The sequence below is a fragment of the Citrobacter sp. Cpo037 genome (assembly GCF_030332945.1).
In the GTDB taxonomy this organism is placed as follows: domain Bacteria; phylum Pseudomonadota; class Gammaproteobacteria; order Enterobacterales; family Enterobacteriaceae; genus Citrobacter; species Citrobacter portucalensis.
In genome coordinates, this window is the sequence record NZ_JAOWGW010000033.1 from 1 (window position 1) to 2,542 (window position 2,542).

General features: G+C 50.0%; 2 protein-coding genes. Both read left to right on the forward strand.

The genetic code is table 11. The features are described from left to right. Positions 1 to 375 precede the first annotated feature (375 nt). Positions 376 to 2,058 (forward strand): methyl-accepting chemotaxis protein, encoded by a 1,683-nt coding sequence (locus OGX94_RS02920; RefSeq protein WP_286568667.1) that lies wholly within the window; start codon positions 376 to 378, stop codon positions 2,056 to 2,058. 99 nt (positions 2,059 to 2,157) lie between these two features. Beyond that, on the forward strand, positions 2,158 to 2,475 hold the full coding sequence (locus tag OGX94_RS02925; protein WP_023157295.1) for a hypothetical protein: 318 nt from the start codon (positions 2,158 to 2,160) through the stop codon (positions 2,473 to 2,475). Positions 2,476 to 2,542 lie beyond the last annotated feature (67 nt).

Genomic DNA, 2,542 nt, shown 5'->3' on the forward strand with positions numbered 1-2,542 from the left:
TTGAATGGGTTCATGTGCAGCTCCATCAGCAAAAGGGGATGATAAGTTTATCACCACCGACTATTTGCAACAGTGCCGTTAAAGTTTACCGGACTGTTGCCGATAATCTTATTAACGTTGTGACAGCCCTCTACGCAACGGTAGACCCCATAGACATTGTCAGATTTCAGACCAGCCCTCACCGTCTGGTCTTTTTTGGCAGGACGCTTCGGGGTATTAAATGGTCGTGTCTGACACACTCCATTCAGGCACACTGACACCGATAACAGATCTCGTTAATCAAAATATGATTCCTCATAAATAAGTCTGGAGGCACCAGTTATTTGTCAGGGACACCGGGGTCCGAAATAACCAGCTTCATTCACGGGTAATAAAATGAAAATCAAAGACTTTAGTGTGGGTATCAGGCTGGCTGGCAGCTTCAGCCTAATTCTGGTTCTTGTCATGATCATGACAGTGACCGGAGTGGGGTACCTGAACTCTATGCTCACTTCCACCGATCGCGTGATGGATTATTATCTTCTGCAGGAGCGTATGGCGAATGAATGGCAGACCGCTATTGAATCAAACGGTGCGCTTGGACTGGTTCTGCTGACGTCGGGGGACCCGGATATCAGGACATATGCACAGCAGCGGATAAAGAAAAACTCTGCTCGCGTGGATATACTGCAGGATAAATTTAACAGGGAGCTTACTTCAGAGCAGGGTATTAAGCTGCTGAAAACCATTGGTGAAAAGCGTCAGGTGTATGCAGATACCCAGGTAAAAGCTCTTCAGATCAGTGAGCAGGGGGACCGTGAAGCCCTGAACAACTTCATTCGGTCACAGCAGTTACCGATCATAAATGACTACATTGCCAGTCTGCAGGCACTGGTGGAATACGAAAGAACAAGCATAGATAAAGCGGGTGAAGTTATCGATGATCATGGTACGGCAGCCATACTGACACTGATCATCACTGGGTGTATGGCGCTTCTTCTGGGAGGTGTGCTGGCATGGCTGATCACCAGAAGCATTACCAGTCCGTTGATTTCAGCCGTCCGGATTGCCCGGGAAGTGGCGGAAGGTAACCTGTGTGTGGAGATTAAAGTGGACTCACAGGACCAGTTGGGGCAACTGATGCAGGCACTGCGTGATATGTGCGGGAGTCTGAGTAACACCGTCCGGGAAGTACGTCAGGGAGCGGACAATATTGCGCTGACTGCAGCAGAAATCAGCAGTGGTAATACAGACCTGTCAGCCCGCACCGAAGAGCAGGCTGCCGGTGTGGAACAGACGGCGGCCACTCTGGAACAACTGACGGCCACCATAAACAATACTGCCGGCAATACAGCACAGGTTTACCAGTTTGTGACAGAAACAACGGCCATTGTGAAACAGAATGGAGTGGTCATGAGTGAGGTGTCTTCCCGGATACAGGAGATTTACGACACCTCGTCTGAAATGACAGCCATCATCCAGGTCATCGACGGGATTGCCTTCCAGACCAACATTCTCGCGCTTAATGCTGCCGTGGAAGCCGCACGCGCCGGCGAGTCCGGCCGTGGATTTGCGGTTGTGGCCGGAGAGGTTCGTAATCTGGCTCAGCGCAGTGCTTCTGCCGCGCGGGAAATAAAAGAGCTCATTGATGACTCCGTTTCCCGCATTGCATCCGGCCGTACCCTGGTTGAAAAAGCAGACAGGGGAATGGAGGATATCATCAGTAACGTCCAGAGCATGGAAGGGCTGATTGACGAAATAGCCAAGGCCAGTCGTGAGCAGGGAGATGGTATTGCCCAGATTAACAGCGCCATGGGCCAGATAGACAGCACCACCCAACAAAATGCAGCTCTGGTGGAACAGTCTGCAGCCACTGCCGCTTCGTTGCAGAATCAGTCATGGATTCTGCAGGAGAAGGTGAGCGTATTTCGTCTCCGTGATAATAAAAAACGCGATGCTGAACGAAAAAATACCATAGTACCGACAATCAGCAACACCAGCCCGCAGAGTAAGGTTAAAGCGGTAAAGTCCGTTCGTGAAACGGAACAACACGCCAGCGAGAACTGGGAAACCTTCTGACCCCCGACAACAGCGGGATCCTGTCGTTCCCGTTTTGTCAGCCATAATCTCCCGGCATGGTGTTCGCACTGTGCCGGTTATTTACAGGCGACAGTAATAATGAGTGAAATAAATCCCCGTCAGGCTAAATATGCAGACATACATGCGAAACTGACCGACCGGATGCAGTCTGTCAGGGTCATCCTTGAACAGATGGAAGGACACGAGTACGCCGCAATCAGCACCTACATGAATAACATGGAAGCGATTGCCTGCTTTTACGAGGAGGCAGGGGAAAGTCTCAGTGAGCCAGACTTCCTGAACTACCTGAAACAAAACGACCTTAACCTGTTTATTGAAATTCTCTCTGTGGGACGCGCCGTTTCACTGATGAAAAACCTGCTGGTGAATATAAGGCGGCTTGTAGTGGCACAGTAAATTTGGCCACCTGATTAAAGGTGATATTCTCACCTCAACACAAAACAGGTGACTTAATGAACAAGAA